Below are 22,362 nucleotides of genomic sequence, written 5' to 3' on the forward strand. Positions count from 1 at the left end.
ACGAGGGGCTCCACCCGGGTGGGGGACGGTGATTGGCCGCGGTGTCGTCCGGAGGACGACGATGTCGTCGTGCCCGAGTTGCCCGAGGTGGAGGCCCTGGCGGCGTTCCTCCGCGAGAACGCCGTCGGCCGGGTGGTCGCGCGCACCGACCTGACCGGCCTGCAGGCGCTGAAGACGTTCGACCCGCCGCTGTCGGCGCTGTCCGGCCTGGAGGTCACCGGCGCCTCCCGGCACGGGAAGTTCCTCGACCTCGAGGTCTCCGGCCTGCACCTCGTCGTCCACCTGGCCCGCGCCGGGTGGCTGCACTGGCGCACCGCCCTGCCCGCCGCGCCGCCCAAGCCCGGCAAGGGGCCGCTCGCCCTGCGCGTGCACCTCGATGACGGGAACGGCTTCGACCTCACCGAGCAGGGCACCCGCAAGGGCCTCGCCGTCCACGTCGTCCGCTCGCCGGCCGAGGTGCCGGGGATCGAGCGGCTCGGCCCCGACGCCCTCGAGGTCGACGGCGACACCTTCGCCCGGCTGATGGCCGGCCGCTCCGGCCAGGTCAAGGGTGCGCTGACCGACCAGACGCTGCTGTCGGGCATCGGCAACGCCTACTCCGACGAGATCCTGCACGTCGCCCGGCTCTCGCCGTTCAAGATGGCCGACAAGCTCACCGACGACGAGGTCCTGCGGCTGCACGACGCCGTCCGGGCGGTGCTGACCGACGCCCTGCAGCGCCAGGTCGGGCAGCAGGCGGCGACGCTCAAGGGCGAGAAGCGCTCGGGCCTGCAGGTGCACGCGCGCACCGGCCTGCCCTGCCCCGTCTGCGGGGACACCGTCCGCGAGGTCAGCTTCGCCGACACCTCGCTGCAGTACTGCCCGACCTGCCAGACCGGCGGCAAGCCGCTGGCCGACCGCCGGATGAGCAAGCTGCTGCGCTGAGAGCGGTCCCAGCCCGCGGAGGGGGTCCGCCGGGGGCCGCGGCGTGGTACGACGGAGCCGTGGCAGAGCGGCCGCCCCCGGTGGTGACCCTGGAGCACGTCGCACGCGCGGCCGGGGTCTCGCGCGCGACGGTGTCCCGCGCGGTCACCGGCTCCGGGCCGGTGTCGGCCGACGTCCTGCGCCGGGTCCGCGCCGCCGCCGAGGCGCTGGGCTACGTGGCCGACCCGATCGCCCGGGCGCTGGCCCGCGGCACGGGCACGCGGCTCGTCGTCGCCATGACCGGCACCTCCGACGCGGTGCTCGACTGCGCCTACACCGGCCGGGTGCTGAGCACCGCCGCCCGCCTGCTGGCCCCCGAGGGCCTGGGCGTGGCGCTGCGCCGGCTGCCCCTGCACGCGCCCGCCGCCGAGCTCGACGCGCTCGCGCGCGACCGCACCGTCGGCGGCGTCGTCCTGGTCAACACCACCGCTGAGGAGCTGGCCGCGGTGCCCCGGGAGCTGCGCGGCCGGGTCGTGTCGATCGGGGTGGGCAGCGCCGTCGTCCCCTCGGTCGACGTCGATGCCGCCGCGGCGGCCGCCGCCTCGGTCGCCCACCTCGTCCGGTCGGGGCGCCGCCGGATCGCGATGGTCACCGGCCCGGAGTGGCTGCCGTGCACCCGGCGGCCGGTGGCGGCCTTCCGCGCCGCCGTCGCCGCGGCGGGGCTGCCGGTGCGCACGGTCCCGGGCGGCTTCGACGCCGCGGCCGGGGCGGCCGGCGCGGAGGAGGTGCTCGCCCGCTGGCCCGACACCGACGCCGTTCTCGGCAGTTGCGACGACGTCGCCCTCGGCGTCCTCGCCGTCCTGCGCCGGCACGGCCGGCAGGTGCCCGGCGACGTCGCGGTCACCGGCTTCGACGACGCGCCGCTCGCCGAGGTCACCGACCTGACGACGGCGACCCACCCGGTCGAGCGGATCGCCGGAGCGGCCGTGCGGGCGGTGCTGACCGGCGCCCGGGCGGACGGGACGCTGTTCTTCCCCTCCGAGCTGGTCCTGCGCCGCAGCGCCTGACCGTCAGCCGGCGAGCAGCGAGGTCAGGCGCGACAGCAGCCGGGCGAGCGCCGCACCGCCGGCGCCGGCGTCGTCGTCGGGCCGGTCCTCCCCGGCCGCGTCGACGGCGGTCCACCAGTCCTCCAGCGGCGGCGGGGCGAGCACGTCGACCCGCTGGCCCGGGCGGGGCACCAGCACCGGCACGTCGGGGGCGGCCGCGGCCAGCAGCCGCTGCACCGGCTCGGCCCAGCGGTGGAAGGCCAGGTTGAACGTGGCCCAGTGCACCGGCAGCAGGGCGCGGCCGCCGAGGTCGCCGTGCGCGCGCACCGCCTGCTCGGGGTCCATGTGGATGTGCGCCCACGCGTCGTTGTAGGCGCCGATGGGGAGCAGCGTGAGGTCGAAGGGGCCCAGCCGCGCGCCGATGCCGGCGAACGCGGGCGTGTAGCCGGTGTCGCCGCCGAAGAACACGCGGTGCCGTGGACCGGCCACCACCCAGGACGACCACAGCGTGGTGTCGCGGGTGAGGTAGCGGCCGGAGAAGTGCCGCGCCTCCGTGCAGGTGATCGTCAGGTCGCCGACCGTCGTCGCGCCGTCCCAGTCCAGCTCGACGACGCGGTCGGCCGGGACGCCCCAGTGCCGCAGGTGCACGCCCACGCCCAGCGGGACGACGAACGGCGCGTCCTGCCGCTCGACCAGCGCCCGCACCGTGGGCAGGTCCAGGTGGTCGTAGTGGTCGTGCGAGATCAGCACGGCGTCGACGCGGGGCAGGGTCTCCACCGGGGCCGGGGGCTCGTGCAGGCGGGTGGGGCCGAACACCGGCGACGGCGAGACGCGGTGGCCCCACACCGGGTCGACCAGCACGCGGGCGCCGTCGACCTCCAGCAGCGCGCTCGAGTGCCCGAACCAGGTGACGGCGAGCTCGCCGGCCTCGGCCGGGATCTCCGGGCGGGCCAGCGGCACCGGGCGGGCGGGCAGGCCGACGTGCCGGTCGTCGTGCCACTGGCGCAGCAGCCCGCGGCGGGCGTTGGGCGGCGGCAGCGCCGGCGTGGGCAGCGTGTTGGAGAAGCGGCCGGCCGACCACTGCGGCGAGCCGGCCACCGTCGGGCGGATCTCGCGGCGCCCGGCGCCGATCGCCGTCGGCAGGCCCCACGCGGCCCGGGCCAGGAAGCCGGCGGGCAGGGCGAGGGCGGCGGTCAGGGCGAGGCGACGGGCTCGGCGCGGGGACGGCACGCCCTCCAGCATCCCAGCCCTCCCTGGACGGGGGCCGGACGCCGGAGGGAGGCCGTCGTCACGGATCGACGTCCTCGGCGGGGTCGGGGAAGTCGAACGGCGGGAGCGGGTCCTGCCCCTCGGCGGCGACGACGGCGTCGATCGTCACCTCGCCGGCCTCGGCGAACACCAGGGTGACCGGGATCGACTGGGAGCTGCGGAGCTCGCGCCCGAGGTCGACGAGGGTCACCGTCGGCGCACCCTCGGCGCCGACGTAGACGTTGTCGCCGGCCGGGACGGGGACGTCGACCTCCCCGCCGTCCCCGTCGACGGCGTCGGCGAAGTCGGGCCCGGTGACGTCGACGAGCGCGTCGTCGGCGGTGCCGCTGTTGGCGATCCCGAGGAACAGCCGGGCGTCGTCCCCCTCGTCGTGGACGCCGTCGAGCGGGTACTCCAACTGGACCTGCAGGACCGAGAGGTCGCCGGTCACGGCCTCGTCCGGCCCGACGGCGCCGCCGACGACCTCGGGGCCCGGTGTGGACAGTGGCTCCCCGGTCGTGCAGGCGGCCACGGCGAGCAGCAGCGCCGCGGGGGCGGCGAGTGCGGTGCGGGACACGCGTCCTCCTCGTGCGGGCGGTCGGGTGCGTAGCGTCTGCCCCGGGAAAGACCTGTTGCATGCCAACTGTTGCCGTACTGCAACATCAGGGAGGGGTCGTGGAGGCGGACGACGTCCTGCTCGGGCTGGCGCGGGCGCTGGTGGGCGTCTCCACCCGGGCGGCCGGCGAGCTGGGGACCGTGTCGGTGGTGCAGCTGCGGGCGCTCACGGTGCTCCGGCAGCGCCCCGACCTCGCGCTGGCCGCGCTCGCCCGCGGCGTCGGCGGGGGCGTGTCCACCACGAGCCGCCTGGTCGACCGGCTGGTCGCCGCGGGCTGGGTCGACCGGCGGCCCTCGCCGGCGAGCCGCCGCACGGTGAGCCTGCGGCTGACGGCGGCGGGGGAGGACCTCGTCGCGCGCTACGACGCGCTGCGCCTGGCCGAGCTGCGCGCGGCGCTCGACGGTGTGCCGCCGGAGCGGCGGGCGGCGGTGCTGGAGGCGCTCGCCGAGTTCACGGCCGGCGTCGGGCTCGACGTCGTCACCGCCCCGGTCCCGCGCGCGCCCGCCGACGACGGCGGCGACCCGGCGTGCTGGCTGGCGCGGGTGTGCCCCGCGTGCGGCCGGCTCGCCGACGAGGATCCGCCCACCCGCTGCCCCGCGTGCGGCGAGGAGCTCCCCGCCGGCTGACGCCCGTCCGGGCTCCCTCCGGTGGCGTCCCGGCTCACCGCCGTACTCCACCTCGCGCCGTGGTGCCCGACCTCGCGCTGCGGGGCGAGGTCGGGCACCACGCGGCGAGGTCAGCGGCGGGCGGCGGGCGGCGAGGTCAGCGTCCGGCGGCGAGGTCGGCGAGGGTGCGGCGCAGCGCCACCCCGGCGGCGTCGGCGCGGACGTGCAGCTCCGCGCGCAGGTCCAGCGGCAGGCCCGGGCTCTCCAGCTGTGCCTGCAGGTCGAGGTCCTCGTCGAGCGCCCGGGCCTCGGCGGCCACCGCGGCCGCGACGTCGTCGGGCCCGGGCAGCGGTGCCCCGGGCGGCGCGGCGAGCAGCACGCAGGCGTGCACGCGGGTGGAGTCGGCGTCCTCGGGCTGCAGGAGGACCAGCAGCGTCCGGGCCGCGCCGTCGCCGAGGTCGGTCCGCTGCCGGAGCAGGAACGGGACGCGGAACACCGCGGTGACCCGCTGCCCGCCCGCCGACCGCTCGACCGTGAAGCCGCCGGGCTCCGCGGTGACCGTGCCGCCGGCGACCTCCGGATCGCCGCCGTCCGCGTGCACGAAGGGCAGGTGGGCGACGTCGAGGAGCGCGTCGGCGAGCGTCGCGGCAGGGCCCGCCGACCGCGCCGGCGGCAGCCAGCCGCGCACGAACCGCCGGTCGCCGTCCTCGGGGACCACCAGGTCGGCGCCGCGCGGTTCGGCCGGCGCCAGCCAGACGACGCCGAGCCGCTCCCGCACGCCCCAGGCCGGCGGGTCGGCGGTCACGCCGGCGGCGGTGCGCGACAGCGTCCACGTGCGCCCGAGCAGCCGCACCTGCAGCCAGCCGCCGGGGCGCAGCTCCCGGGACAGCGCGACGGGGTGCCAGGCGTGCTCGAGGGCGGGGTGCAGGTTGCCGAGCACCGGGCCGGCCGGCGGCGCGGGGGCCGGCGCCGGCTCCGGGACGGGGGCGGCCGACGGCGCCGGGGGCAGGCCGACGGCGGTGCGCTCGGGCGCCAGCCAGACCCAGCCGTGCCGCTCCTCGACCGCCCACGGGACGGCGAGGTCCGCGCGCGGGGGTGCGGCGCCGTCGGGGCCCAGCGACGGCACGTCGACGCAGCGGCCGTCGCCGTCGAACCGCCAGCCGTGGTACGGGCACTGCAGCCGGCCCTCCACCACCGTGGCCGCCGCGAGCGGCACCAGGCGGTGCGGGCAGCGGGCGGGGAAGGCGCTCACCTCCGCGCCCGGCCGCAGCCGGACGACGACCCAGGACCGGCCGCCGGCGCCCACCGGCACCGGCGTCGTCCCCACCTCGGCGGCGCGCGCCACCGGGAACCAGCCCGCCGTCCGTGCGGTCGACGGCATCCGCGTCGCGGTCATGACCCATTGCAGCGCCGCCGCGCTACCGCCGCGTTCCGCCGGGAAGAAGCTCAGGTCACGGCCCGGCCTCGAAAGTTTCGGTGGTGCGCGACGCAACCTCTCGACCCCTAAGGTGAGCGCGGTCACAAGACCAGTGGCGTTCCGGATCGACGAGGGAGCAACCCGTGACAGAACCCGCCGAACGGCGGTTGCTGACGCCGGAGGAGTACCGGCAGGCGCAGGACTCGCCGGAGTTCACCGAGCTGCGCAGGCGCTTCCGGCGCTTCGCCTTCCCGATGACCGTGGCCTTCCTGGCCTGGTACCTGCTCTACGTCCTGCTCTCGACCTACGCGCCGGACTTCATGTCCACGCAGGTCTTCGGCAACGTGAACCTCGGCGTCCTGCTGGGGCTGGGGCAGTTCGTCTCCACGTTCGTGATCACCCACCTGTACGTGGCGCACGCGAACCGCAGGACCGACCCCATCGCCGACGAGATGCGCGAGCGGCTCGAGAGCCACCAGTACGCCGGCTCCGGCCGCAGGGGCACCGACATCAGCAAGGGCGGTGCCACCCGTGCCTGACACCACCGTGCTCGCGGCGGACGCCACCATCGGCAGCCCCGCCGTCAACATCTCGATCTTCGGCGCGTTCGTGCTGATCACCCTGGTGATCACGTTCCGCGCCAGCCGCAACAACAAGAGCGCGGCCGACTACTACGCCGCCGGCCGCAACATCAGCGGCACGCAGAACGGCCTGGCCATCGCCGGCGACTACCTGTCCGCGGCGTCGTTCCTGGGCATCGCCGGCGCGATCGCCGTCTACGGCTACGACGGCTTCCTCTACTCGATCGGCTTCCTCGTCGCCTGGCTCGTCGCGCTGCTGCTCGTCGCCGAGCTCATGCGCAACACTGCGCGGTACACGATGGCCGACGTCCTGGCCTTCCGGATGCGGCAGGGCCCGGTGCGCACCGCGGCGGCGATCTCCACGCTCGCGGTGTCGCTGTTCTACCTGCTGGCCCAGATGGCCGGCGCCGGCGGGCTGGTCACCCTGCTGCTCGGGGTCACCGGCGAGGCGGCGCAGGCGCTCGTCGTCGTCCTGGTCGGCGCGCTGATGATCATCTACGTGCTGGTCGGCGGCATGCGCGGCACCACCTACGTGCAGATCATCAAGGCCACGCTGCTCATCGCGGGCGCCCTGGTGATGACCCTGTGGGTGCTGACGGAGTTCGGCTTCAACCTGTCCTCGCTGCTCGGCGACGCGCAGTCCGTGGCGGTCGAGGGCCGCGACGTGCTCGCCCCCGGCGCGCAGTACGGCGCCACCGGCACCTCGAAGCTCGACTTCGTCTCCCTGGGCCTCGCCCTGGTGCTCGGCACGGCGGGCCTGCCGCACGTGCTCATGCGCTTCTACACCGTGCCGACGGCGAAGGACGCCCGTCGCTCGGTGGTCTGGGCGATCTGGCTGATCGGCGTCTTCTACCTGTTCAGCCTGGTGATCGGCTACGGCGCGGGCGCGCTCGTGGGCCCCGAGCGGATCCTCGGCGCCCCGGGTGCGGTCAACTCCGCCGCGCCGCTGCTGGCCTTCGAGCTGGGCGGGACGATCCTGCTCGGCATCATCGCCGGCGTCGCCTTCGCGACGATCCTCGCGGTGGTCGCCGGGCTCACGATCACCGCCTCCGCCTCCTTCGCGCACGACGTCTACGCGTCGGTGATCAAGAAGGGCCAGGTGTCGCCGAACGGGGAGGTGAAGGTCGCCCGCATCACCGCGATCGTCATCGGGGCCATCTCGATCGGCCTGGGCATCCTGGCGCTGCAGGCGGGCCTGAACATCGCCTTCCTGGTGGCGCTGGCGTTCGCGGTGGCCGCGTCGGCGAACCTGCCGACGATCCTCTACACGCTGTTCTGGAAGCGGTTCACCACCCAGGGCGCGCTGTGGTCGATGTACGGCGGCCTCATCGCGTGCATCGTGTTGATCGTCTTCTCGCCGGTCGTGTCCGGTGCCCCGGTCAACCCGGCCACCGGGCTGTCCCCGTCGCTGTTCCAGGACGTGGACTTCCACTGGTTCCCGCTGAACAACCCGGGCATCGTGTCGATCCCGCTGTCGTTCTTCCTCGGCTGGCTCGGCTCGATCCTGTCCAAGGAGAAGCCGGACCTCGACAAGAACGCCGAGCTCGAGGTCCGCTCCCTCACCGGGATCGGTGCCGAGAAGGCCGTCCAGCACTAGCGGAGGCCCTGCGGGCCCCGCAGCACCGGCCGAGGCGCGCGTCCCCACCCGGGGGCGCGCGCCTCGCGCGTCCGGGCCGGGGTCAGGCCGCGCGGACGGCGGGGACCGCGTCGGGCAGGGGGGCGGCCAGCGCGTCGGGCAGGGCGTCCGGCAGCGCGGCGTCGACGGCGGTGATGGCCGAGCCGGTCGAGCGGGCGGCGCGGCGCGAGCGGTGCACCGCGAATCGGATGCCGAGGGCGGCGGCGACGACGAGGCCGGCCAGGGCCTCGCGGACCGAGCCGGTGGCGGCGGCCGCCACGGCGACGGCGAGCGCCGCGGCGTGGACCGCCGTCAGCAGGACGGCGGGGGAGGGCAGGTGCACGGGGGACCTCCGGGGGACTGCCGGTCGAGCGGGGGACGCGCCCGCCGGGCCGGCGGCCGGGCTGCGGACAGCCCGGCCACCGGCGCGGCGACGGCACGGGGGATGCGAGGTCAGCGCCTCACTTGAGCAGGTCCTTGGCCTTCTGCAGCATCGTGTGGGCCTCGGTCTGCGGGGTGCTGTAGAGCCGCGGGTCGCCCGGGGGCAGGACCGGGGCGTCGGCGGTGGCCTCGATGGCGGCGGCGCGGAACTCGCTCCGGCCGTCGATCGACGGGCCGGAGGCCCAGCGGCCGTTGGCGGCCTCGGGGCCGTCGGAGGCCTGGATGAAGGTGTAGCCCAGGTCGCCGATCTCCTCGTCGAGCGGGAAGGCCTCCGGCACCGGGAGGCCCTCGATGCCGTCCTCCTTGAGCTGCTCGACCGCGGCGAGCCACTGCTGCTGGTGCATGTGGTCGCGGGTGATGAGGAAGCGGAGCATGTCCTTGACGCCCGGGTCGTCGGTCATGTTGTAGATGCGGGCGACCTGCAGCCGGCCCTGCATCTCGGCCGTCGCGTTGTACATGAAGTCGGCGTAGAGGTTGCCGCTGGCGGTCACGTACGCGCCGGTCCACGGGTTCCCCATGCTGTCCTGGTAGGACGCCGCCTGCCCGTTGACGATGAGGTGCTGCGGGTTGTGCTGCCCGTAGCCGGCGGCGGCCTCCTTGGTGCGGTCGGCGGCGTCCGGCTTGAGCGGCGCGTGGTCGAGCAGCCGGTCGATCATCGTGATGATCATCTCGACGTGGGCCAGCTCCTCGGTGCCGATCGAGAGGAGCATGTCCTTGTACTTGCCGGGCAGCCGGCAGTTCCAGCCCTGCAGCAGGTACTGGGTGGCGACGGTCATCTCGCCCCACTGGCCGCCGAGGATTTCCTGCATCTTGCGGGCGAAGTCCGGGTCCGGACCGTCGGGCTTGGCCTCGTACTGCAGGGCGTGGGTGTGCGTGAACACGGGCTCTCCTCGGGGCGTCGTCGCGTCGCCGCCGCTGCGGTGACCCCCTGGATCTGCCCGCCCCCGGTGGCCCGCCCGTGCCGTCCCGTGGCCCCCCGGTGCCAGATCGTCCGGAACTCCCCTCAGCGGTCCGGGAGGTCCACCCGGAGGGTCAGGCCCGCGCCGGTCACCGCCCAGACGACGGCGCCGCCGAGGTCGTGGGTGTGCCGCTGCACCGACCAGAGCCCCAGCCCCGTCAGGTCCACCGGCGGGACGCCGCGGCGCAGGTACTGCACGACGCGCTGCGGGTGTGCGACGGCCTGGGTCAGGGACAGCCGGACCACGCCGCCGCGGCTGGTCACCGCCAGCACCACCGGGGCGCCGTCGCCGTGCCGGTGGGCGTTCTCCAGCAGGTTGGTGAGGATCCGCTGCACCCGGGCGTCGGCCACGCGGACGTCGGCGGCCCGGTCCTGCAGGGCGAGGCACAGCTGCCCGGCCGGCAGGCCGGAGGCGGACACGGCCGCGCGGACGACGTCGCCGAGCAGCCGGCCACCCGTGCGGCGGGTCGCCCCGCCCGTGGCGTCCGCGGTGCGCAGCATCGACGACAGGTGCGCGGTCTGCGCGCGGGCGAGCTCCAGCAGCTCCGGACGGTCGGCGGGGACGCGGTCGAGCGTGCCCAGCAGCGCCTCCAGGGAGGCCAGCGGGCTGCGCATGTCGTGGCACATCGCCCGGAGCAGCGCCGTCTCCGGGGTGGGGGGCAGCTCCGGTTCCGGGCGCCGGCGGCGGGCGGCGCGCACGACGTGGTCGCGCACCACCCGGGCGAGGTCGGGCAGGAGTCCGCTGGGCCGCTGCGTGCGGGGGGTGTCGGGGGCGAGGGTCACGGGCACCTCCGGGGTGCGTGCGGACGGCGGAGGCCGGCCGCGGAGGACGGGAGGGTCGTGGGGTCGACCGACGCCGGGGCTGGGCGCCACGGGCAGATGGGCGGGCACGTGGACGTGGTGGTCGTCGACGACCACCCGTTGTTCAGCCGGGGGCTGTCGCTGCTGCTGCCGGGGGTGAGCGAGGGCCGGGTGCGCGTCGTGGCCACCACCGACGACGCCTCGGCCGCCGCGGCCATGGTCAGCCGGCACCACGCCGACGTCGCCGTCGTGGACCTGCACATGCCGCCGCCGGGCGGGGTGCGGGCGATCGCGGCCATCCGCCGCGCCGACCCGATGGTGCGGGTGGTGGCGCTGTCGGGGCTCGCCGAGGCCGACGCCGCCCTGGAGGCGCTGCGCGCGGGCGCGGCCGGCTTCCTGCCGAAGACCGCCGACCCCGAGCACCTCGTCCGCCCGCTGCTGGCGGTCCTCGACGGCTGGTCGGTCGTCCCGGAGGCGCTGCTGCGCCAGCTGCTCGACGAGGCCGCGCCGACCGGGGAGCAGACCGTCGCCGACCGGCTGACCAGCGACGAGCGCCGGCTGTGGCGGCTGGTCGCCGACGGCACGAGCACCGTCGACATCGCCACGACGCTGCACGTCTCGGAGCGCACGGCCAAGCGGCTGGTCGCCTCGCTGCTGCGCAGCCTGGGCGTGGCCACCCGCGTGGAGGCGGCGGCGCTCGCCGGCCGCGCAGGCCTCCGGAAGGGGACCGAGGGGCCGGGCTGAGCAGGAGCCGGCGGTGCGGGGGGCATCGCGCCCCCGCTACCCGGGCGCGTGATCGACACGCCCGCGTTCCGGAAGGTGGCCCCGACGGGCCAGCGGGACGCCGGGGGTCAGCCGGCGGGAGGGGGCGCCGCGGCCGCGGCCGCGGCGGCCCACGGGCCGGACGCCGCCACGGTGAACGCCGCGACCTCGGCGGCGGCCATGTCCACCGCCGCGTAGCCGCCGGCCCCGGCGCCCACGCAGGCGGTGACCGTGGCCAGGCCCGCCCGGCGCTGGAAGACCGTCTGCCGGACGGTCCAGCCGACGACGGCGCGGCGCTGCAGCACCGCCTGCTCGCGCACCAGCAGGCCGCTGCGCACGCTGAACGACCGCGGCCCGGCGGCGTGCCCGAGCGCGGCGTAGCGCCCGAGACCCAGCGGCACGCCGAGCACGGTGAGCACGATCCCGGCGGCGAGCAGGCCCCAGAAGCCGGTGCCGGCCGACAGCCAGGCCCCGCCCGCGGTGACCACGAGGCCGGACAGGACCGCGCGGGACACGGCCCGCCGCCGCGCGGCCGGCGGGTGCGGCCGGAGCGGGCCGGGGTCGTCGACCAGCACGCCGAGCAGCCGCACCGCCTCCGGCCGCGGGCCGAGCGGGAACAGCTGCCCCCGCCGGTTGGCCGCGCCCAGGCCGGTGACCAGCGCGTTCACCCGGGCCGCGCGCACCAGGCGCATGCCCAGGCCCTCGGCCAGCGTGCCGCCGCGGACCCGGTCGACCTCCAGCTCGGTGTGCCGGCGGGTGAGCAGCCCGCGCACGGCCACCAGCGACCCGCCGCGGCGCACCAGCCGGAAGCCCCAGTTGACCACCGCCGCCCCGAGCACCGCCCCGACGGCGAGCAGCGCCAGCGCGAGGGCCACCCCGACGGCCACCACGCCGCCGGTCAGCTCCGGGCCGTCGAGGTCGGGCCGCAGGTCGCGCGGGAGCTCCTGCAGCAGCCGCGACAGCGCCCCCACGGCGGCCAGCGGCACCGCCAGGTAGCTCGCGACCAGCGGCGCGTACAGCAGCCAGCGCGGGTCGAAGCGGGCGAGCTCCTCCTCCGGCGGCTCCTCGGACGGCGCCTCCGGGTCGGCGCCCGGCGCCACGGGCCGGGCCGAGCGGCGGTGGGTGAGGACGGAGACGCGCAGCCGGTCGCCCTCGGCCCGCGGGACGCCGTCGACGACGACCTCCTCGTCACCGTCGGTGCCCACCCCGGCCGCGGCGTCGATGCGCACGCGGACCAGGCCGAACAGCCGGTGCAGCGCCGGCGCCTCCACCTCGACGCCGCGGATGCGGTCGTTGGGGACGGTGCGCACCGACCGGGCGAGCAGGCCCCGGGTGACCACCACCGCGGCGGGGGTGTCGGCGTAGGTGGTGCGCCACCACGTGAGGGCGGCGAAGAGCAGCGACAGCGCCGTCACCGCCACCACGAGCGCGACGACGACGCCGGGTCCGTCGATGCCGACCGCGGCGACCACCGGGATCGCCGCCGGCACGACCTGCCGGGCCTGCTTGAAGGTGACGGTGTGCAGCAGCACCACGAGGGGCGACGTGCGGCGCGCGGGCGGCGGCGGTGCGGGCGGCGCGGCCACCGGCGGGGCGGGCGCCGCCCAGGGTTCCGTCACGTGGCCTCGTCCCGCACCTGCTCGGCCCGGCGGGCCAGGTCCTCGGCGACCCGCTCGGCCACCGCCACCTCCAGGTGCGGGACGCGGACGGTGCCCTGCGACGACGCGGTCAGCACCGCGACGCTGGCCAGGCCGTAGAGCTGCTGCAGCACGCCGCGGGTGACGTCGACGGTCTGGATCCGGGCGACCGGCACGAGCGTCCAGGTGCGGGTCAGCCAGCCGGTGAGGGTGTGCACCGTCTCGGCGGTGACCTCCCAGCGGTGCACGCGGTACCGGATCCACGGCCGGATCCCGATCGCCACGACCGCGTAGACGCCGACCAGCACCGGCAGCAGCCAGCGCAGCACCGGCACCGGGCCACCCACCGAGCCCGGCACGAGGAGCACGGCGACGGTGACGACCGCGCCGTAGACGAGCGTGCCGACGATCCCCTCGGTCACCCAGAGCCAGATCGCCGAGCGCGAGAGCGACCAGGCCGGCTCGGACACCGGGGGCGCGGGGGCGGCGGACATCACGGCCCATCCTCCCAGGACCGCGCGGAGGGCGGCCCGCGCGCCCGGGCTGGGAGGATGGGCGCCGTGATGCCGCAGCAGGTCCCGACCGTGCCCGCCGACGAGCTGCCCGCCGACGCCGTCCTCCTCGACGTCCGGGAGGACGACGAGTGGGTCACCGGCCACGCCGAGGGCGCCACCCACATCCCGATGGGCCAGGTGCCCGCGCGCCTCGACGACGTCCCCGAGGGCGACCCGCTCTACGTCGTCTGCCGCAGCGGCGGGCGCTCGGCCCGGGTGGCCGCCTGGCTCAACCAGAACGGCTACGACGCGGTGAACGTCGGCGGCGGGATGGGCGCGTGGGAGGCGGCGGGCCGGCCCCTGGTGAGCGAGACCGGCCAGCCGCCCTTCGTGCGGTAGGGCGTGTGCACGTCCGCGGAGGTGCACACGCCCCGGCTCAGGACCTCGGCGCGTACTCCGCGAACCGGCTGCGCAGGTCCTTCTTCGAGAACTTGCCGACGCTGGTCTTGGGCACCTCGTCGATGAACTCGACGGCGTCGGGCAGCCACCACTTGGCCACCTTCGGCTGGAGGAACTCGAGGATCTCCTGCTCGGTCGCCGTCTCGCCCTCCTTGAGGACGACGCAGGCCAGCGGGCGCTCGTCCCACTTGGGGTGCGGGATGCCGACGACGGCGGCCTCCTTCACCTTCGGGTGGCTCATGATCACGTTCTCGAGGTCGACCGAGCTGATCCACTCGCCGCCGGACTTGATGAGGTCCTTCGTGCGGTCGGCGATGCGGATCGAGCCGAACGCGTCCATCGCGGCGACGTCGCCGGTGCGCATCCAGCCGTCGTCGGTGCTGAGCACGACGCCGGCGTCGGGGTTGTAGTAGTCCTGCGCGCACCACGGCCCGCGGACCTGCAGCTCGCCGGTGGCCTTGTCGTCCCACGCCTGGGGCTCGAGCGTCTCGGCGTCGACGATCCGCGCCTCGACGCCGAGGAACGGGATGCCGGCGCGGGCGCGCTGGTCGGCCTTGGTCTCGTCGTCGGCGTCGGCGAACCGCGGCGGCAGGATGCCGGAGGAGGCGACCGGGTGGGTCTCGGTCATGCCCCAGGCCTGCAGGATCGGCAGGCCGACCTGCTCGCGGTAGGCCTCCGACAGCGCCTTGGGCACCGCCGAGCCGCCGCAGCCGATGTCGCGCAGCTTGTGCGGCTTGCCGGCGAGGTGCGGGAGCACGCCCTGCCAGATGGTCGGGACGCCGGCGGTGAACGTGACGCCCTCGTCGACGATCAGCTTGGCCAGCGCCTCGGGCTGCATCATCGGGCCGGGCATGACGAGCGAGGCGCCGGCGGCCGGGGCGGCCTGCGCGATGCCCCAGGCATTGGCGTGGAACATCGGCACGACCGGCATCGCGACGTCCTGGATGCCCAGGCCGAAGGCGTTGCGCTGCAGCACGCCCATGGTGTGCAGGAACGTCGAGCGGTGGCTGTAGACGACGCCCTTGGGGTTGCCCGTTGTGCCCGACGTGTAGCACATCGAGGCGGCGCTGTTCTCGTCCGTGACGCGGAAGTCGACGGGCGAGGCGTCGGCGAGCAGCGTCTCGTAGTCGCGCACCCGCGGGTCGTCGGGGATCTCGTTGTCGCCGCCGTCGTCCATGACGACGACGTGCTGGACGGTCTTCATCGTGTCGATCAGCGGCCACAGCAGCGGCAGCACAGAGCGGTCGACGAACACGACCTCGTCCTCGGCGTGGTTGGCGATGTAGGTCAGTTGCTCGGGGAACAGCCGGATGTTGAGCGTGTGCAGGACGCGGCCGGTCGACGGCGCGGCGAAGTACAGCTCCAGGTGGCGCTGGCTGTTCCAGCCGAACGTGCCCACCCGGCCGTCGGCGCTGATGCCGAGGGTGTCCAGGACGCCGCCCAGCCGCCGGGTGCGCTCGGCCCACTCGGCGTAGGTCACCCGCGTGACGCCGGTGGGGCTGTTGGTCGCGATCGTCCCGTCGCCGTAGTGCTGCTCGACGTGCCGGAAGATCGCGTCGATGGTGAGGGGGAAGTCCTGCATGAGCCCGCGCATGGCGGCATCGTGCCAGTGACGGCGCTCACGATCTACCGGGGAGTACGCCGGCCCAGCTCGCGCAGGACGTCGGCGGCGACCCAGCGGGCGCCGCGGCCTCCGGAGCGCAGGCCCTCGGCGGTCGCCACGGCGCGTCCGTGCAGGCCAGGGCTGCGCTTGCCGATCTGGCGCAGCGCCCAGCTCGCCGCCTTCCGGACCACCGGCCGGTCGTCGTCGGCGTGCTCGGCGACCGCCCGGAGGAACGGCTCGAACCGGTCGTCGCCGGCCCGCTTCTCGGACACCGCGAGACCGGCCATGACGGCGAACCCGGCCCGCTTGACGTAGGGCTCCGGCCGCGCGGCCCACGCGAGGGCGCGGTCCCCGGCGAGCGGGGTGTGCCGGACGAGGTTCTGGCACACCTGGTCGCACAGGTCCCACGCGTCGAACCCCGCGGCCCACGCGTCGAGCTGCGCGGCGTCGACCGCCGCCGGGTCCTCGACCATGCTCGCGAGGATCCGGGCCTCGTGCACGCCGGTGTCCCACAGCGCCGCGGCGAGCGCGCGGTCGCGGCCGAGCCCCCGGGCCAGGGCGCGCAGCTCGGTCACCGTGACGCCGAGGGTCCGCGTGCCGCCGACGCCGGTGCGGGCCATGCCGGCCAGCCGCGCCGGGTCGGCCAGCTCGTGGAGCCGGCCGAGCACCGCCGCGGCGTCGGTCACCGGGTGAGGACGACGGGCAGCTCGGCCAGGCCGCGGATGACGAACTCCGGACGGCGCCGCGCCGGGCGGGCCAGCTGCAGGTCCGAGGTGCGGGACAGCAGCGCGCCGAAGGAGGCCTGCAGCTCCACGCGGGCCAGCGGCGCCCCGATGCAGAAGTGCACCCCGGCGCCGAAGGAGATGTGCGGGTTGTCGGTGCGGCCGACGTCGAGGGTGTCCGGGTCGGGGAAGACGGCGGGGTCGCGGTTGGCCGCGCCGAGCAGCGCGGCGACCTTCGCCCCTGCCGGGACGGTCACGCCGCCCACCTCGACGTCCTCGGTGGCGGTGCGCTCGAACAGCTGCAGCGGCGAGTCGAACCGCATGAGCTCCTCGATCGCCGTGGGCAGCAGCGCCGGGTCCGCGCGCAGCCGCGCGAGCTGGTCGCGGTGCTGCAGCAGCGCCAGCAGGCCGTTGCCGCTCACGTTGACCGTGGCCTCGTGGCCGGCGTTGAGCAGCAGAATGCAGGTGGTGACCAGCTCGTCCTCGGTCAGCCGGTCGCCGTCGGTGTCGCGCACGGTGACCAGGTGGGTGAGCAGGTCCTCGCCGGGCGCGCGGCGCCGCTCGGCCGCGAGCTCCCGCAGGTAGGCGACGAACTCGGCGGCGGCCCGCTCGGCGGCGTCCTCCACCGCGTCGGTGCGGCCGTACTCGTACATCTTCACGATGGCGTTGGACCACGGCCGCAGCAGCGGCCGGTCGGCGGCCGGGACGCCGAGCAGCTCGGCGATGACGGCGACCGGCAGCTCCTCGGCCATCTCGGAGAGGACGTCGACCTCCGCGGTGCCGCCGGAGCGCTCGACCAGGCCGTCGACCAGCGAGTCGGCCAGCTCCTGCACCCAGGGCCGCAGCCGCTCGACGTGCCCGCGGGCGAACGCCGCGCTGATCAGCCGCCGCAGCCGGGTGTGCTCGGGCGGCTCCATCTCGAGGATGGCGTTGCGGTGGATCAGGTTGAACTGCCCGAACCGCTCCTCCGGCGTGCGGTCCCGCCAGATCCGGCCGAGCCGGCGGTCGCGCAGCACGGCGTTGCTCTCGGCGTGGGTGAAGGCGAGCCACAGGCCCAGGCGCTCGTCCCACTGCACCGGCGCGGTGGCGCGGGCCGCCGCGAAGGCCGGGTAGGGATCGGCGACGACGGCCGCGTCGGTCAGGTCGAGGGGGACGGCCGGCGAGGTCACGGCGGGAAGCCTAGGGCGCGAGGTCCCTTCTCTACGCTGGGCCGCATGGCCCGTTCCGCGACCCGCCGCCGTCCCGCGCCCGCGCCCGCCGCCGGTGAGATCAACCCCAAGGCCCCCTGCCCCTGCGGGTCCGGCCGCCGCTACAAGCACTGCCACGGCTCGGGCTACGCGCCGCCGGTGACCCGTCCGTTCGAGGGCCTGCCCGGCGAGCCCGACTGGGTGGCGCTGCGCGAGCTGGTGCCCGCCGCCACCGCGCCGCTCACCACGACGGACGGCCGCGACGTCACCCTCGCGAGCGTGCTGCCCGGCGGCGCGCCCGCGCTGGTGCGCAGCAACGGCGAGATCCTGCTCGGCGTCCAGCTCACCGCCTCCTCCGACGACGTGAGCCGCGACCTCGGCACGGCGCTGGCCGCCGCGCTCGAGGCCCCGGCGGGCGCGCCGGTCGACCCGGGCCCGATCGGCGCCGCGGGCTCGGCCGGCCCCCGGCTGCAGGAGCTGCTGGACCTGGAGAAGCCGCTCGAGGTGACCGTGCACGAGGACTTCGGCTTCTGGCTGGAGGGCACCGACGCCGGCGCCGCCGCCATGGCCGGTCTCCAGCAGGCCAACGAGGCGGTGCTGCCGACCGTCCGGCTCGACGGGCTGGGTGCCGCGTACTGGGTGCGCCCGGGCAGCGAGCGGGCGCACCTGCGCTGGGTGCGGCCCGAGGCCGAGGAGCCGCTGCTCGACGCGCTGGCCCGGCTGTCGGCCGCCGACGAGCTGGTGCTCGGCGAGGGCACCCGCTACGCCGGCGCCTTCCGAGCCCACGGGCTGGTCGTGCCGGTGTGGGACCTGCCCGCCGACACCCCGGCGGAGGAGTGGAACGGCCCGGCCGGGGAGTTCGCCGGCCGGCTGGAGCAGGCGCTGGCCGCCTCCGGCCCGCTGTCGGCCGACGAGCGCCGTGCCCGCGCCGGGCTGCTGTCCCGCCAGGTCACCCTGCGCTGAGCCGGGTCGTGCTCTGCCCCGCCGGACGGGGCAGAGCACGACCGCGCCCGGGAGGCCGTGTGCCCTCCCGCGGCGGCTCGTGCTCTGCACACGACTGCGTGCAGAGCACGACCCCGCCCGGGAGGACACCTGTCCCGGGAGGGACGTGCACCGCTCAGAGCGAGCGGATCAGGTGCCGGAAGAAGACCGCGCCCCGGTGCAGCGCCGCGACGCTGATCCGCTCGTCGGCCGCGTGCAGGGCGTCGAGCTCGCCGCGGGAGAGGTCGAAGGGCATGAACCGGTAGACCGCGTCGCTGATCTGCGCGAAGTGCCGCGCGTCGCTGGCCTGCACCATCAGGTACGGCGCGACGACGGCCTCCGGGTACACCGCCCGCACCGCGGCACCCAGCGCCGCGTAGGCCTCGGTGTCGGTGCGCGACACCGGCGACGGGTCGCTGCCGCCGGTCACCCGCACCTCCACGGTGGGGTCGGCGATCACCCGCCGCAGCCGGTCGACCGTCGACCGCACCGTCTCGCCCAGCGCGATCCGGATGTCCAAGTGCGCCCGCGCCCGGGTGGCCAGCACGTTCTGCGCGCTGCTGCCCTCGAGCTCGGTGACGGCGACCGTCGTGCGCACCAGCGCGTTGGCCTCCCGGCTGGCCCGCGCCAGCGCCGTCGCCAGCACCGGCCGCAGCGCCCGGGCGTTCGCGAACAGCGCCCGGTACGCGCCCGGCGCGTGCCGCCCTGCGGCGTCGACCATGCCGAGCACGACGTCGTGCAGCCGCGCCGGGAACGGGGCGGCGTCCAGCCGCACGACGGCCCGCGCCAGCCGCGCCGGCGCCCCGCCCGGGGTGGGGGAGGACGCGTGCCCGCCGGGGTCGGTGGCCACCAGGTCGACGCCGAGCAGGCCCTTCTCCGCCAGCCCCACGACGGCGATCGGGCCGGGCACGCCGGGGAAGACGCCGCTCACCACGGCGCCGCCCTCGTCGACCACCGCCCACGGGGTGATCCCGCGGTCGCGGAACGCCTGCACCGCCAGCTGCGCGCCGACGCCGGCGACCTCCTCGTCGTCGCCCGAGAAGACGTAGACGTCGCGGGCGGGGGTGTGCCCGGCGGCGGCCAGCGACTCCACCGCCTCGAGCACGGCCACGAGCGAGCCCTTGTCGTCGACGGCGCCGCGCCCGTGCACCCAGCCGTCCTCGACCAGGCCGGAGAACGGGTCGCGGGTCCACGCCTGCCCGGTCACCGGGACGACGTCGTGGTGCGCCATGAGCACCAGCGGCGGCCGGTCGGTGCCGCTGCGCCAGCGGTAGAGCAGCGCCCCGTGCCCGAGCACCTCTCGCTCCAGCACCCGGTGGGTGTGCGGGTAGAGCTCGGCGAGGCGCTCGCGGAACCGGGCGAAGGCGCCCGCGTCGACGAGGGCCCGGTCGCGCGCGGAGACGGTGGGGATGCGGATGAGCTCGCCGAGGCGGGCGGCCGCGGCGTCGGCGTCCAGGCCGGCGGCGTCGGCGGGCGGGACGGCGGCCGGCGCGGGCCGGAAGCGGGTCACCCGGCGGGCGAGCGCCGCGCCCCCGGCCGCCACCCCCGCGGCCGTGGCGCCGGCCAGCAGCGGGGCGGTCCTCACGCGACCTCCCGCACGCCGGCGGCCTCGGGCCGGTCGGAGAACGCCAGCCGCGGCACGAACGCCAGCGACAGCGCGGCCAGCCACGCGGTGACCCCGCAGACCACCCACACGGTCACGTAGCCGGACAGCGACCCGGCGGTGCCCTGCGCGCCCGAGGCCAGCGCCACGGCGAACACGGCCGACGCGAGGCTGCCGCCGAGCACCTTCGTCGTGTTGGTCAGCCCGGTCGCGACGCCGGTGCGCCCGGCCGGCGCCGCCGCGGCCGCCGCGGCCGGCAGCGCCGCCACCAGCGCGCCGGAGCCGAGCCCCGCGACCACCATCGCCCCGAGCACCTGCGGCAGCGTGTCGTGCAGCGGCACGAGCAGCAGGTAGCCCAGGCCGGTGAGCGTGGCGGCGCCGATGAGCGTGACCCGCGGCGTGGTGGCCGCCGAGACCCGCGAGAACTGGCTGGCCCCGAGCAGCATCGACACCACGTAGCCGCCGATGACGATCGACACCTCGCTGGTGGACAGCCCCAGGCCGTAGCCGTGGACCGCGGGGTCGGTGCGGGCGAAGGTCGACAGCGGCCCCTGCGCCCCCAGCACGCTGACGCCGAAGAGCCCGGCGGTCAGCTGCACCGGCCACATGCTCGGCGAGCGCAGCACCCGGAAGTCGACCAGCGGGTCGGTGCGGCGCAGCTCGTAGCGCACGAACGGCACCACGAGCAGCACGCCCAGCGCGGTGACCAGCCACGGCCAGAGCTCGCCGGCGCCGTTGACCCGCACGAACGTCAGCCCGCCGGTGATCACGAGCAGCACCACGCTGAGCAGCGCGACGCCGGGGACGTCGACCTCGCCGTCCTGCCGGCCGGTGCTCTCCGGCACCCGCAGCGCGACGACGGCGACGACGCCCGCGACCAGCAGGCCGGGGACCAGCAGCACCAGCCAGAACCGCCCGGCCAGCGCGCCGCCGATCTGCCCGCCGCCGAGCGCGCCCACGATCGCCCCGGCCTGCAGCGCGGCGACGATCAGGCCGGTGGCCCGGCGGGTGCGGGCCGCGGCGTCGGCCTGCCCGCGCGAGCGGGAGTGGATGAGCGCCACCTGCAGCGGCAGCCACGCGGCGTAGACGCCCTGCACCGCCCAGGCGGCGAGGAAGACGCCGAAGTCCTGCGCCACGGCGAGCACCCCGGTGGCGGCGGCGACCAGGGCCGCCGACAGCAGCAGCATCCGGCGGTGGCCGTACAGGTCGCCGAGCTTGGCCAGCACCGGCACGGCGATCGCCGAGAGCATGAGCTGGGCGGCCTCGAGCCAGTTCACGTCGGCGTCGTGCACGTCGAGGTGCCGGGCGACGTCGGTCAGCAGCGGGACGTAGTACCCCTGCAGCACGCCGCTGGTGAACTCGACGAAGACCAGCCAGCCGACCAGCCCGCCGCCGAGCCCGGCGATGCGGCCGGTGCGCCGCGCGGGATCGGTCACAGCTCGTCGCGCCACACCGGGCAGGACATGCACCGCGGTCCGCCGCGGCCGCTGCCGAGCTCGGACCCCGCGATCCGGACCACTTCGATGCCGGCCGCCTCCAGCGCGGCGTTGGTGACGGTGTTGCGCTCGTAGGCCACCGCGAGCCGCGGCGCGAGCGCCAGGGTGTTGTTGCCGTCGTCCCACTGCTCGCGCTCGGCGGTGACCGGGTCCAGGCCGGTGTCGATCACGCGGAGCCGGTCGATGCCCATGGCCTGCGCGGCGGCGACGACGAACGGCTGCGGGCCGCGCACGACCAGGTCGGTGGTGTCGTCGTCGTCCGGCGTCTCCTCGGCGGTGACCGTCCAGGCCACCAGGGAGTCGGCGACGGCGGGGTACATGACCATCGCGTCGACGTCGACCATCGTGGCGATCGTGTCCAGGTGCATGGTCGCCCGCTCCTGGGCGATCGGGACGACGAGCACGGTGTGCGCGAGCCCGCGGGCGAACACCCGGCGGGCCAGCCGCTCCGCGCCGCCCGGCGTCGTCCGCTCGCCCACGCCGACGGCGAGCACGCCCGGGGCGAGCAGCAGCACGTCGCCGCCCTCAAGGTGCTCCAGCGAGGCGTCGTAGAGCTGGCCGGTGCCGGCGAAGCGCGGGTGGTGGGTGGCGATCGCCCGGGTGATCGAGCTCTCCCGGTGCCGCGCGGGCATCGCGAGCGACGTGATGGCCACCTGGTCGCCCACCCACACCGACGAGTCGCGGGTGAACAGCAGGTTGGGCAGCGGCGGGACGACGAAGTCGCCGCGGTCCATGAGCTCGTAGGCCAGCCCGCGGCCGCCGCGCAGCTCGTCGTGGGCGAGGCCGGCCATCAGCGTGGCGGCGAGGTCGTCGGACGCGAGCCCGGCCAGGTGCGCGGTGGTGGCGCGCTGGAGGGTGGCGCCCAGCCGCGGGTCGTCGACGGCGGCCGCCACCAGCTCCTCGCGCGCGGCGGGCACCTCCAGCACCTCGGCCAGCAGCCGGCCGAGGTAGAGCACCTCGACGTCCCGCGCCGTGAGCGCCGCGGCGAAGGCGTCGTGCTCCTCCTGCGCGCGGGCGACCCACGGCACGCCGTCGAAGAGCAGCTGGTCGTTGTTGCGCGGGGTCAGCCGGCGCAGCTCGGCGCCCGGCCGGTGCAGGACGACGGTGCGCAGCCGGCCCACCTCGCTGGTCGCGCCGAGGGACGGGGAGGCTCCGGAGGTCACGGGGGGAGAGGCTGGCACAGTGGC

General features: G+C 76.3%; 22 protein-coding genes. 8 read left to right on the forward strand and 14 right to left on the reverse strand.

The window, feature by feature from the left end; all coding sequences use genetic code 11:
* Positions 1-69: 69 nt before the first annotated feature.
* Positions 70-924, forward strand: a complete 855-nt coding sequence (locus WA616_RS22245; RefSeq protein WP_336033266.1) for an Fpg/Nei family DNA glycosylase — start codon at positions 70-72, stop codon at positions 922-924.
* A 59-nt stretch (positions 925-983) separates the two neighbouring features.
* The gene (locus WA616_RS22250; protein WP_336033268.1) at positions 984-1,970 is read left to right on the forward strand and encodes a LacI family DNA-binding transcriptional regulator; all 987 of its coding nucleotides are present in this window, start codon (positions 984-986) and stop codon (positions 1,968-1,970) included.
* 3 nt (positions 1,971-1,973) lie between these two features.
* On the opposite strand, the gene WA616_RS22255 is transcribed toward WA616_RS22250, so the two are convergent.
* Positions 1,974-3,179, reverse strand: coding sequence for an MBL fold metallo-hydrolase (locus WA616_RS22255; RefSeq protein WP_336033270.1), 1,206 nt, complete (start codon positions 3,177-3,179; stop codon positions 1,974-1,976).
* Positions 3,180-3,237: 58 nt separating this feature from the next.
* Positions 3,238-3,774: a hypothetical protein gene (locus WA616_RS22260; RefSeq protein WP_336033272.1), complete on the reverse strand. Its 537-nt coding sequence runs from the start codon at positions 3,772-3,774 to the stop codon at positions 3,238-3,240.
* 98 nt (positions 3,775-3,872) lie between these two features.
* Here WA616_RS22260 and WA616_RS22265 point away from each other — a divergent pair, with 98 nt between their 5' ends.
* Positions 3,873-4,439, forward strand: a complete 567-nt coding sequence (locus WA616_RS22265) for a MarR family transcriptional regulator (RefSeq protein ID WP_336033274.1) — start codon at positions 3,873-3,875, stop codon at positions 4,437-4,439.
* Positions 4,440-4,575: 136 nt separating this feature from the next.
* Here WA616_RS22265 and WA616_RS22270 read toward each other — a convergent pair whose 3' ends face one another.
* Complete coding sequence (locus WA616_RS22270) at positions 4,576-5,814, reverse strand: Rieske 2Fe-2S domain-containing protein (RefSeq protein ID WP_336033276.1); 1,239 nt, start codon at positions 5,812-5,814, stop codon at positions 4,576-4,578.
* A gap of 164 nt (positions 5,815-5,978) precedes the next feature.
* Between WA616_RS22270 and WA616_RS22275 the strand changes: the two genes are divergently transcribed.
* Together WA616_RS22275 and WA616_RS22280 are read left to right on the forward strand one after the other, a co-directional pair.
* Positions 5,979-6,374, forward strand: coding sequence for a DUF485 domain-containing protein (locus tag WA616_RS22275; RefSeq protein ID WP_336033278.1), 396 nt, complete (start codon positions 5,979-5,981; stop codon positions 6,372-6,374).
* The gene (locus tag WA616_RS22280; RefSeq protein WP_217651084.1) at positions 6,367-8,013 is read left to right on the forward strand and encodes a solute symporter family protein; all 1,647 of its coding nucleotides are present in this window, start codon (positions 6,367-6,369) and stop codon (positions 8,011-8,013) included. The genes WA616_RS22275 and WA616_RS22280 overlap by 8 nt, the downstream gene beginning before the upstream one ends.
* A gap of 82 nt (positions 8,014-8,095) precedes the next feature.
* On the opposite strand, the gene WA616_RS22285 is transcribed toward WA616_RS22280, so the two are convergent.
* The 3 genes from WA616_RS22285 to WA616_RS22295 form a co-directional block, all read right to left on the reverse strand.
* The gene (locus WA616_RS22285; protein ID WP_336033279.1) at positions 8,096-8,374 is read right to left on the reverse strand and encodes a hypothetical protein; all 279 of its coding nucleotides are present in this window, start codon (positions 8,372-8,374) and stop codon (positions 8,096-8,098) included.
* A 118-nt stretch (positions 8,375-8,492) separates the two neighbouring features.
* Positions 8,493-9,353: a manganese catalase family protein gene (locus WA616_RS22290; RefSeq protein WP_336033280.1), complete on the reverse strand. Its 861-nt coding sequence runs from the start codon at positions 9,351-9,353 to the stop codon at positions 8,493-8,495.
* 122 nt (positions 9,354-9,475) lie between these two features.
* Entirely contained in the window at positions 9,476-10,213 is a 738-nt protein-coding gene (locus WA616_RS22295) for a sensor histidine kinase (RefSeq protein WP_336033282.1), read from the reverse strand.
* A gap of 57 nt (positions 10,214-10,270) precedes the next feature.
* Here WA616_RS22295 and WA616_RS22300 point away from each other — a divergent pair, with 57 nt between their 5' ends.
* Positions 10,271-10,975, forward strand: coding sequence for a response regulator transcription factor (locus tag WA616_RS22300; RefSeq protein WP_336033284.1), 705 nt, complete (start codon positions 10,271-10,273; stop codon positions 10,973-10,975).
* Positions 10,976-11,082: 107 nt separating this feature from the next.
* Here WA616_RS22300 and WA616_RS22305 read toward each other — a convergent pair whose 3' ends face one another.
* Positions 11,083-12,612, reverse strand: coding sequence for a PH domain-containing protein (locus tag WA616_RS22305; protein WP_336033286.1), 1,530 nt, complete (start codon positions 12,610-12,612; stop codon positions 11,083-11,085).
* Positions 12,609-13,124 (reverse strand): PH domain-containing protein, encoded by a 516-nt coding sequence (locus WA616_RS22310; RefSeq protein WP_336033288.1) that lies wholly within the window; start codon positions 13,122-13,124, stop codon positions 12,609-12,611. Before WA616_RS22310 ends, WA616_RS22305 begins: the two co-directional genes overlap by 4 nt.
* A 69-nt stretch (positions 13,125-13,193) precedes the next feature.
* Between WA616_RS22310 and WA616_RS22315 the strand changes: the two genes are divergently transcribed.
* A complete protein-coding gene (locus WA616_RS22315) occupies positions 13,194-13,523 on the forward strand; it encodes a rhodanese-like domain-containing protein (RefSeq protein ID WP_336033521.1) in 330 nt (109 codons plus the stop codon).
* A 37-nt stretch (positions 13,524-13,560) separates the two neighbouring features.
* On the opposite strand, the gene WA616_RS22320 is transcribed toward WA616_RS22315, so the two are convergent.
* From WA616_RS22320 to WA616_RS22330, 3 genes are read right to left on the reverse strand one after another with little or no spacing between them, the layout of a single operon-like run.
* Positions 13,561-15,177 carry a long-chain fatty acid--CoA ligase gene (locus WA616_RS22320; RefSeq protein WP_336033290.1) on the reverse strand — a complete coding sequence of 539 codons (1,617 nt, stop codon included), beginning with the start codon at positions 15,175-15,177 and terminating at the stop codon, positions 13,561-13,563.
* Between the two features lie 32 nt (positions 15,178-15,209).
* The gene (locus tag WA616_RS22325; RefSeq protein ID WP_336033292.1) at positions 15,210-15,872 is read right to left on the reverse strand and encodes a DNA alkylation repair protein; all 663 of its coding nucleotides are present in this window, start codon (positions 15,870-15,872) and stop codon (positions 15,210-15,212) included.
* Positions 15,869-17,077, reverse strand: coding sequence for a cytochrome P450 (locus WA616_RS22330; RefSeq protein ID WP_336033294.1), 1,209 nt, complete (start codon positions 17,075-17,077; stop codon positions 15,869-15,871). Before WA616_RS22330 ends, WA616_RS22325 begins: the two co-directional genes overlap by 4 nt.
* Before the next feature lie 45 nt (positions 17,078-17,122).
* Between WA616_RS22330 and WA616_RS22335 the strand changes: the two genes are divergently transcribed.
* Positions 17,123-18,058, forward strand: coding sequence for a DUF5926 family protein (locus WA616_RS22335; RefSeq protein WP_336033296.1), 936 nt, complete (start codon positions 17,123-17,125; stop codon positions 18,056-18,058).
* A 154-nt stretch (positions 18,059-18,212) separates the two neighbouring features.
* Here the strand turns inward: WA616_RS22335 and WA616_RS22340 are convergent, their stop codons facing one another.
* The 3 genes from WA616_RS22340 to WA616_RS22350 are packed head-to-tail and all read right to left on the reverse strand — an operon-like array spanning position 18,213 to position 22,338.
* Entirely contained in the window at positions 18,213-19,661 is a 1,449-nt protein-coding gene (locus WA616_RS22340) for a M20/M25/M40 family metallo-hydrolase (RefSeq protein WP_336033298.1), read from the reverse strand.
* On the reverse strand, positions 19,658-21,115 hold the full coding sequence (locus WA616_RS22345) for an MFS transporter (protein WP_336033300.1): 1,458 nt from the start codon (positions 21,113-21,115) through the stop codon (positions 19,658-19,660). The genes WA616_RS22340 and WA616_RS22345 overlap by 4 nt, the downstream gene beginning before the upstream one ends.
* Entirely contained in the window at positions 21,112-22,338 is a 1,227-nt protein-coding gene (locus WA616_RS22350; RefSeq protein ID WP_336033302.1) for an arginine deiminase, read from the reverse strand. The genes WA616_RS22345 and WA616_RS22350 overlap by 4 nt, the downstream gene beginning before the upstream one ends.
* Positions 22,339-22,362: the final 24 nt, after the last annotated feature.

It is taken from the genome of Geodermatophilus sp. FMUSA9-8 (genome assembly GCF_037034165.1).
GTDB lineage: Bacteria > Actinomycetota > Actinomycetes > Mycobacteriales > Geodermatophilaceae > Geodermatophilus > Geodermatophilus nigrescens.